5 protein-coding genes are annotated in these 8,196 nt (G+C 36.7%); 3 read left to right on the top strand and 2 right to left on the bottom strand.

What is annotated here, in order from left to right; translation table 11 throughout:
• Positions 1-350: 350 nt before the first annotated feature.
• A complete protein-coding gene (locus ACOI1D_RS10080; RefSeq protein WP_422501153.1) occupies positions 351-1,985 on the bottom strand; it encodes a S8 family serine peptidase in 1,635 nt (544 codons plus the stop codon).
• A 170-nt stretch (positions 1,986-2,155) separates the two neighbouring features.
• On the bottom strand, positions 2,156-3,556 hold the full coding sequence (locus ACOI1D_RS10075; RefSeq protein ID WP_422501152.1) for an N-acetylmuramoyl-L-alanine amidase: 1,401 nt from the start codon (positions 3,554-3,556) through the stop codon (positions 2,156-2,158).
• Positions 3,557-3,895: 339 nt separating this feature from the next.
• On the opposite strand from ACOI1D_RS10075, the gene ACOI1D_RS10070 reads away from it, so the two are divergent.
• From ACOI1D_RS10070 to ACOI1D_RS10060, 3 genes are all read left to right on the top strand, one after another.
• Positions 3,896-5,755, top strand: a complete 1,860-nt coding sequence (locus tag ACOI1D_RS10070; RefSeq protein ID WP_422501151.1) for an S-layer homology domain-containing protein — start codon at positions 3,896-3,898, stop codon at positions 5,753-5,755.
• A 153-nt stretch (positions 5,756-5,908) separates the two neighbouring features.
• Positions 5,909-6,640 (top strand): WecB/TagA/CpsF family glycosyltransferase, encoded by a 732-nt coding sequence (locus ACOI1D_RS10065; protein ID WP_422501150.1) that lies wholly within the window; start codon positions 5,909-5,911, stop codon positions 6,638-6,640.
• Positions 6,637-8,193 (top strand): putative polysaccharide biosynthesis protein, encoded by a 1,557-nt coding sequence (locus ACOI1D_RS10060; protein WP_422501149.1) that lies wholly within the window; start codon positions 6,637-6,639, stop codon positions 8,191-8,193. Before ACOI1D_RS10065 ends, ACOI1D_RS10060 begins: the two co-directional genes overlap by 4 nt.
• Positions 8,194-8,196 lie beyond the last annotated feature (3 nt).

Below are 8,196 nucleotides of genomic sequence, written 5' to 3'. Positions count from 1 at the left end.
TTATAAACTTGTATTATTCTAGGAAACTATTTCCTACACTACCAAACTATGTATAATAGAATCTTTGAATAATACATAAACCAAGCAAAAAAACGTTAAGATTATTAGTTCCAAAGTTGCTTGATTACTGCTTTACACTTGGTTTAATTACTTACTACAAGACTATAACACTAAAATTAGCAAAATTCAACAACTTTGTAAAACTTTTCTAACAGACTTGTAACAGCCTGTAATATCCTTGGAATACCTTTCCATTTACTATATCGGCAGGTTATTGATATCATTAAAGTCTTTTTTTCTGCTAGGTAAAAATAATCATGATATTTATTACATTCGCGGGGATTTATTACCTACCTGTAGTCCTTATTTAACACTTTAGCTAAAATAATAGAAAACTCTGCTCTACTAATCTCTTTATTTGGTAAAAATTCATAGTTTGGATAACCTTCAATTATTTCTGCTTCATATAAAGCGTTTATTTCCTTAAAGAAAAATGAATTAGAACTAACATCTGAAAAGGCTTTAGTTTCCGACATTGGAAGATCAAACGCCCTTTGTATAACTACGGCAACTTCTCCTCTGGTTATACTTTCATTTGGTTTAAATGTATTGTCAGGATATCCAGTAATAATTCCTTCAGTTGTTGCCGAGACAATATAGCCAGAACCAAAAGAATCCAAGTTTACATCTATGAAGCCTGATTTTCGTTTTGTTCCATTTAGATCTAATACTCTTCCTATTAAGGTAGTAGCTTCTTCACGAGTAATGGTTTTACCTGGACGAAAAGTACCGTCTGGAAATCCATTAATTAAGTTATGTCTAATTAGATAGTGAACATAGCTCGTATACCATGTGTCTGTCTGTAAGTCTCTATAGTAGTTATCTGGTGATTGAACTAACCCATAGCCATATTGAGTATCTCTACCGGGGACCCCCAAATCAGTTGCTTGCTTAGCTAATACTGACTTAATCTGATCTGTGTTCATATATGGATATGCTTCTTTATATAAAGCTATTACTCCGCTTACATAAGGTGTTGCCATCGAAGTACCACTTAATCTTGTATAGTTATTTTCATAGGTACTATAGACCGCTTCTCCCGGAGCTGCAAATGAAAGTGAAGAGCCAGCATATGAAAATACTGATTTTGTAAGCTCTTTGTTAATAGAACCGACACCAATCACCTCAGGGTAACGCGCAGGATACATGATATCTGTTCCGATTTGTCCGGTGCCTGTTTCGTCATTTCCTGATGCGGCCACTATAAGGAGGCCAGCTTGATCTGCTGCTTCTATTGCTTTCTGTAATGCAATAGAGGAATTTGATGTAGTTATGCTTAAATTGACTATGTCGAGTTGTTGTTTTATCGCCCATTCAATTCCTGCAATAATGTCGGTTTGCCTGCCCTGTCCGGATTGATCTAATGATTTTATAGCATAAATCTGAGCATTTGGCGCTACCCCAACCATCCCTATCAAATTGTTTTGTGCGCCTATAATGCCTGCAACATGGGTTCCATGCCCATTTAAATCTTGAAACCCCGATTCTTCGGCTACAAAACTTTGTCCACCTGCAACCTGTAGATCTGGATGATTACTATTTATCCCAGTATCTATAATACCAATCTTAACGCCAGCCCCTGTTAGCCCAAGTTCCATCGTGCCTGACACAATTGTTTCAGAGTATCCCCAGTCAACCACCTGTGCATCGGTAGTGACTATATAATCTCTTTCCACCCATTTGACTGATGGTAATTCTTCAATTGACTTAATAGCTTCTGTTTGAACAGTTATCGATGCTGCATTAATCGAGTTCATCTTATGGTGTAATTCATATGGAATTCCAGTTAACTCCTGCAATTCTACTTCTTTTTCAAAACCTACTATGATCCTTTGTTCTTCCACTTCTTCAGCTGATAGATTTATGGTTAGTCCAAGTAGTACTACCCATACACAAGAAATACAAATCACTATTTTCCCTTTCATGCCTTAACTCCTCTACTGTAATTAGTTAGAAAACTTGGCTTATCGCCAAGCCAAACGACGAAAGCCTTAGTTGCACTTATGTAGTAAGAAAAGTTTTTATACTTTCCTTACTACTAAAAAAGCGAACATAGAATGTCCGCTTTTACAAAGGTTTAACTTACCTAATCAAATTACTTTTCCTGCCATTTATAGTAATCCATAATTCCCTGGTAAATTGCTTCAGCAGCCAGTTGTCTATAGTTGTCAGATGCTAATTTACTTGCATCTTCCTCGTTCGTTAAAAAGGCAAGTTCAACTAGTGATGAAACCAATGGAGTTCTGTAAATAACCCGAAAATCTTTTTCATTAATTCCACGGTCATCTGTTCCGAGTGCAACAACTAAACGCTTTTGAATAAAGTCAGACAAATTACAGCTATCAACAGTGCGTGCATTGAATATTCCATCTACACTACTTGTACAATCATTATATGAAGCGTTTGAAAAAAAGGTCTCCGAGCCGTCTGGATATGGACTACTATTGGCATTTCCATGAATACTCACAAATGTATCAACATCTTTTCCAACTGCGTAATCAACACGTTCATTTAAACCAAGTGTGGTATCTGTCGTTCTTGTCATTTCGACTCGAATTCCTGTATTCGTCAGATAATTTTTCACGCGTTTCGCAACGTCGAGATTTAGTTCTTTTTCAACTAATCCATTTGCGGATGCGCCTGGATCAGTCCCACCATGCCCTGCATCAATTGCAACAGCACGGTTTTCTATGTAGTAACCATGAACATAACCTGATATACTTCCGTGTTCAACGTAATACCATTCTCCTGATTTCTTTGTAGCTGTGACCACGTCATTCTTGCGCAATTGGCCTATTACAGTTGTGCTGGTTGCACTGCTCGGCTCTGAACGTACATTTAAAACAGTAGCACTTACAACTTGTTTTATTGGAGTTATTTTCTGCTCATCAATTACGAATACCGGATTAAGAGCACGGGCTAATAATAGAGAAAAATGTTCACGTGTAATTGAATCGCCTGGTTTATAATACCCATCTCCTGTTCCCCCGGCAATGCCGGCAGTTGTTAGCTTATTGACAGCTTCAGCAAAAAAGTCTTCAGCTTTTACATCAGTAAACTGGTAGTTCCCTGTGGCTGACAAATCAAATCCTCTTGCAATTATTACGGCCATCTCACCACGAGTTACAGAGTTGGCAGGACGAAATTCGTTATTTGGATAACCCGTTATTATTTTTTGCTGGTAGGTTGATTCAATAAATCCTGCACCAAATGAATTGGGATCAACGTCACCAAATGATGATTCACCTTTGATTTCACTTAAAGATAAAGCACGTCCAATCATCGTAACCGCCTCTTCACGTGTTACATTGTTATCTGGCCCAAAAGTTCCATCAGGATAGCCATTTATAATTCCCTCATCTATTAAGTAATTAATTTCTTGAGTATACTTATCGCGAATGTCTGGCAGGGTTTCCGCTGAAACCTCGCCAGCTGTTGAAAGAACAAAAACAACCAACAAAAAAGAAAGTATAAAACCGTATTTATCCCTATTCATTTATCAAAATCTCCTTTTCTATGTTTTAATCATGCTAGTAATATGGCATCTTATAGTAGTTTATCGTCATTAATTCAGGAAAATTTAAATGGATTCTTTGTTTAATTACGTCGAATATAGCTCTGATTCTTCAAAATATACCATAATAACCGTTAATTCCCAATAGGTAAAATCACACATAATCACTTTTTTCTATTATATTTACTAGATTTAAGCCGATATATGTAGTTATATAGTTTGATTTATTTTTTTTATCAAAATTCGACTATATTTTTATCAATAATTTTGGTAAATTATAATAGATACATAGAATTACGAATTGGAGGGGTTAAGTAGATAATGAAGCGTTTTTATAAAGTTTCTGTGGCTTTGGTTTTGTCATTGTCATTGTTTTTGCCTACTATTGCAAGTGCAAACGATGATCTCACTGGGGAATATTTTGAACCAGATATGAGGATTTTGATTGAAAAAGGTATCTTAGGTGGATATCCTGGTGGTGAGTATTTACCCGACCGTCAGGTTACTCGGGCAGAGTTTGCTTCACTTTTAATCAGATCGTTAGCTGTTAGCACGGTATCAAGTGCCGAACTGTCTACAGCGAACAACGGTTTTCCAGATGTAGATTCGGGGGAATGGTTTTACTCTGCTGTAATGACAGCCGCATCTCAACAACTAGTTGGTGGGTATCCAGATGGAACGTTTAAACCTAATAATAAAATTTCAAGAGAAGAAATGGCCGCGATGATCTGGAGAGCATTAGAACAAATAAACATTAAAGCAGTAGAAGAGCCATTGAATTTTAAAGATACAAATGAAATTAATTCAATTTTTCAACCTTCTATTAAAAGATTACTGTTTTTAGACATAATTAACGGTAAAATAGATGCAAGTGGAACACTATTTTTCGCTCCAAAAGCAAACACATCACGTGGTGAGACAGCTGCCATGCTTAATCGAATGCTTGGGGTCATCTCAGAGCAAACCGAGAAAGTGGAAAAGGTAGGAACAACACCATATGAAAATAGCTTTTCAAATGTAATAGAAATTCAATCCAATCGTACTCCAAAAGTTGATGGCCAAGGGCAATTTGTTGCTAGTAAGGAGTTAGTCGCTTATTACGCTAACTCACATAACTTCGAACAAGGCTCACAGGAATTCCTGCAATTTTTATTATTGTCTCAGAATGCAGGCCTTAGCCCTGATGAAATTAATGAAAAAGTATTAAAGGGTAAAGGAACTTTGGAAGGCACTGCTGAAGCATTTATTGCTGCAGGGAAGAAGTACGATATTAATGAAGTTTACTTAATTGCTCATGCATTACATGAAACCGGAAATGGTTTTTCGAAACTCGCTTCTGGTTACCCAGTATCTTCAGTAGATGGTGAACCAGTTACAACCAAAAAAACTTATAATATGTTTGGTATCCGCGCGTACGATGACACAGCGTTAAAGGATGGTTCTGAGCATGCTTATAAACAAGGGTGGTTCACACCAGAAACCGCAATAATTGAGGGCGCAAAATTCATAGCTGAGGGCTACATTGCCAAAGGGCAAAACACCTTATATGAAATGCGTTGGAATCCTTTGAATACTGGTTACCATCAATATGCAACACATGTTAGCTGGGCAGTTAATCAAACCAACCGTATTCAAAACATCTATAATATATTAGACAGTTACGTTATGGTTTTTGACGTACCAGAGTATAACAACCAACCAAGTTCTTCACCCTATCCTACAGGTGACGATCAGTATGCAGTTGATACAAACCTAAGTGGACAAGTCGCTACAACTACTAATAATCTGAATTTACGTGCTGCACCAATAACAGGTTATGATGTGCTTTATCTAATACCACAAGCTACTAATGTTCCTATTATTGGAGAGAATGGTGGTTGGTATAAAGTAACAACAAATGGTAAAACAGGTTGGGTATCAGGTGATTATTTGAACTTTAACGGTTTACTGCAGGTTGTAAATACACCTTCTACATTGAATGTGCGAAGTGGTACTACTACAAGTGATCCAATTATAGGTTCCTTGCCTAAAGGCAAATTTATATATGGTGTACTTGATGAAGAAAAAAATCTTATCAAAAAAGATGGCTGGTATCAAATTAAACTAGAAACTACTAGCGAGACAGGCGAAGCCCAGACAGGCTGGGTGTCTGGAGATTACATTGATGTTATAGGAAACTAAAAAACTTGATACTATTTTATGGGGATGAATCAGTTATGATTCTTCCTCTTTTTTATTAAACTACATATTATTTGGTAGTCTACAGGACTTGTCGAATAATTTTATGTTATATTTAATAGCGTAACAATTACTTTTAAAGGAGTCATTTTCATTATGAAATTCGTCCATATTATGGGTGTACCATTTATACATATTGATCAATTAGGCTTTGTACGTTTATTAGAAGAACGTATTGAACAGATGCAACGAACGTTTGTCATTACGGCAAACCCAGAAGTTGTAATGAAAGCTAAAAACGAAAGTGATTTTATGACAATCATAAAACAGGCAAACTTTGTGACAGCTGATGGTATTGGTGTCGTAAAAGCTGCACAACTACTAGGTGATCCGCTTCCAGGTAGAGTAACTGGTTATGACACTATGATGGCGCTACTTGAGTCAGCAAATAAAAAGAAATATAAAATATTTTTGCTGGGCGGAAAAAAAGAAACGTTAAATAAAGCTAAATCAACTATCAATGCCCAATTTCCAAATATTGATATTGTAGGTTCTGAAGATGGTTACTTTAATTGGGAAGAAAACACTATTGCAGAACAGATAGAACAACTAAAGCCGGATATCACTTTTGTAGCGCTAGGCGTACCGAGACAAGAGAAATGGATCTATGAGAATATTAATCGTTTTTCACAAGGGGTTTTTATAGGAGTTGGTGGTAGCTTAGACGTTCTTGCTGGAACTGTTCAAAGAGCACCTGTCATATGGCAAAAGATGAACCTCGAGTGGTTGTATCGTCTTCTTCGTCAGCCCAGCAGGTGGCGTCGTATGTTGGCATTGCCGATTTTTGCTGGCGAAATCATCAAGCAGAAAATTAAGGGATCACGATGAGCCAGTCTAATTTCGTTAAAGGTACATTAATCCTGTCTGTTGCAACTTTGCTTTCTAAAATACTCGGAAGTGTGTTTCGCATTCCTCTGCAAAATATCGCAGGAGATGAAGTCCTGGGTATTTTCAGTCTAGTATTCCCTGTCTATATGGTAGCTCTAATTTTATCTGTAGCCGGAATACCTATTGCTATCTCTAAATTAATTGCTGAAGCGAAGGCTAAAAATGAATCACATTCTATTCGTGATATCTACCTTACCGCAAGTATACTGGCAATAATTTTTGGAGTACTGAGTTTTACATTAATTTACAGCTTTTCCGTCCCTATCGCTGCTGCTCTAGGTGGGCAAAGTACACGGTTAGCGTTAATCGTTGTGGCTGGCACCTTGTTAGTTGCACCATATATGGCGGTTTACCGTGGATTTTTTCAGGGATTTGATGATATGCAGCCTACCGCAATCTCCCAGGTGCTGGAGCAATTTATTCGAGTTGCGATAATCTTAGGTGTAGCTTACTATCTTGTGGTTAATAACTATTCTAATGAGATTGTTGCTGGTGGTGTAATGGCTGGGTCTGTCATTGGCGCACTTGCTTCTCTCATATATTTGCGACTGAAGTACAATTCGTCCAGTCTTAAGGTTTCATCTAATGTCAGATATTCGCTACCAATTTTCACGAAATGGAGTAAGCTAGTATTAAGAACTTCAATTCCAATTGCGATTGGTACTATAACAATGGCTCTTTTAAATGTAGTTGATTCCTTCACTGTGTCTTACGGCTTAAAATCATTGGGAAATGAAACAAGTGAAATCAATTATTTATATGGCATATATGGACGTGGACTATCATTGGTACAAATTGCTACGGTATTTGCTACTTCTATCGTTCTTCCATTAATTCCACTCATATCAAAGAACCTTGCCAATAATGATACGAAGGGTACCAGAACTATAATTGAAAAAACTCACTATATAACCCATTTAATTTCCTGGCCATCAGCGTTAGGATTGTTAGCTTTAACATTGCCTCTTAATTTAGCATTGTTTACTAACTTAGAAGGAAGTATGGTTTTAGCAATAATAGGCTTTAGCGCCGTGTTTACCTCCCTGACTGTTTTAGGAACAGGCGTATTACAAGGGATGAATTTAGCGAAATATGCTGCCTACATTATTATTGCCGGAGTTATTATCAAGATATTTACAAATATACTGTTTATTCATCTATTTGGATTAACTGGTGCTGCGTTATCAACTTTACTGGTTTACGTTTTGCTGTTTAGTGTTAATAGCCTGCTTATAAATAGACACCTTTCGTCAAAACTATTCACAGTGAATACGTGGAAGATGATTTTCGCATCACTCGTGATGGGGGCAATTGTTGGATTACCCACCCTCTTCTTTTCAATTATTAATTGGACAAGGACTGAAGCACTTTTATATGTTTTGGCAGCCATAGTAGCTGGTTCTATTATTTACCTTATTCAATTATTCTTATTTAAAGCTATTGATAAACAAATGATTGGTAACTTACCTGTTATAAATAAATTTTTAAAGTAGAAA

It is taken from the genome of Virgibacillus sp. DJP39 (genome assembly GCF_049310925.1).
GTDB lineage: Bacteria > Bacillota > Bacilli > Bacillales > Amphibacillaceae > Virgibacillus_F.
The sequence above is the reverse complement of the archived record's forward strand: the minus strand, read 5'-3'. Positions and strand labels throughout refer to the sequence as shown.

Coding starts and splice junctions, on each gene's coding strand:
- ACOI1D_RS10080 (WP_422501153.1), bottom strand. CDS start 1,985: ATGAAAGGGAAAATAGTGATTTGTATTTCTTGTGTATGGGTAGTACTA.
- ACOI1D_RS10075 (WP_422501152.1), bottom strand. CDS start 3,556: ATGAATAGGGATAAATACGGTTTTATACTTTCTTTTTTGTTGGTTGTT.
- ACOI1D_RS10070 (WP_422501151.1), top strand. CDS start 3,896: ATGAAGCGTTTTTATAAAGTTTCTGTGGCTTTGGTTTTGTCATTGTCA.
- ACOI1D_RS10065 (WP_422501150.1), top strand. CDS start 5,909: ATGAAATTCGTCCATATTATGGGTGTACCATTTATACATATTGATCAA.
- ACOI1D_RS10060 (WP_422501149.1), top strand. CDS start 6,637: ATGAGCCAGTCTAATTTCGTTAAAGGTACATTAATCCTGTCTGTTGCA.